This is a genomic window from Streptomyces sp. NPDC047028 (assembly GCF_040644095.1).
Lineage (GTDB): Bacteria > Actinomycetota > Actinomycetes > Streptomycetales > Streptomycetaceae > Streptomyces.
In genome coordinates this window covers 1-1082 of the sequence record NZ_JBEYVS010000137.1, presented here as the reverse complement: position 1 = coordinate 1082, position 1082 = coordinate 1, and the positions used below count along the sequence as shown (strand labels likewise).

The window sequence follows — 1082 nt, the reverse complement described above, 5'->3', positions numbered from 1 at the left end:
GCCAGGAAGGACTTCCAGCCGCCGGCGGGTGCCTGGCCCACGGGCAGGGTGCGGAGCTTGGCGAGGACCTCCGGCTTCTGCACGTCCATCCAGTCCACGAACTGCCGGAAGGAGACCAGCCGTACGTCCGCGCCCTTGTCCTTCTCGCGCGCGATGTGCTTGAAGGCCTCCTCGACGGAGTCCATGTAGATCCCGCCGTTCCACTGCTCGAAGTGGTTGCCGATGAAGAAGGGTGCCCGGTTTGTCGTATACGCCCGCTCGAAGCCCGCTATGTACGACTGCGCCGACTGCTTGCGCCAGGCCGGGTAGTTGGCGGGCGGGGCCTTGGTCGAGTTGACCGACTGGTTGGCGAGCATGTTGTAGTCCATGGACAGCACCTCGAAGGAGTGCCCGGGGAAAGGTATCTGCTGCAACGGCAGATTCCAGAGCCCCGTCTTCTTCGCCGGCCACACCTGGAGGCCGCCCGGCGAGGAGGCGTCGTAGCGCCAGCCCAGCTCGCGGGCGGTGGGCAGCAGGTTGTCCTGGCCGAGCAGACAGGGCGTACGGCCGCCGACCAGTTCCTTGTCGTAGTCGAACGGCAGGGACGGCAGGTCGGTCCAGCCGGTGTTGGTCCGCCACTGCTTGACGAAGCCCTTGGCCTGCTCGATCTCGCTCTTCCACTGCTGCGGGGTCCAGTTGCCCACCGTGCCGTGGCCGGAGCAGAAGTGCCCGTTGAAGTGGGTGCCGATCTCGTGCCCCTCCAGCCAGGCCCGGTGCACGTTGGCCAGCGTGGCCTTGATGTGCGCGTCGGTGAGGTAGCCGATGTCGGAGGCGCCGCGCGGGTTGTTCGGCGGGTTGTAGAGCCGCTTCTTCGACTCGGGCAGCAGGTACAGCCCCGAGAGGAAGAAGGTCATGCTCGCGCCGTGCTGCTTGGCCAGGTCAAGAAAGCGCGGGAAGAGGCCGTTGCCGACCTCGCCGGCCCCGTCCCAGGAGAAGATCACGAACTGCGGCGGGGTCTGCCCCGGCTCCAGCGGCTCGGGCTTGGCCGGCTGGTGCGGCTGCCTGCCGGTGAACGACGTCGAGCCGTCACCGATGAGCTTGGC

General features: G+C 67.5%; 1 protein-coding gene. It reads right to left on the bottom strand.

Annotation, left to right across the window (positions count from 1 at the left end):
* Positions 1-1082, bottom strand: a 1082-nt coding sequence (locus ABZ854_RS37295; protein WP_361220520.1) for a hypothetical protein, incomplete at both ends; no start/stop codon positions are given.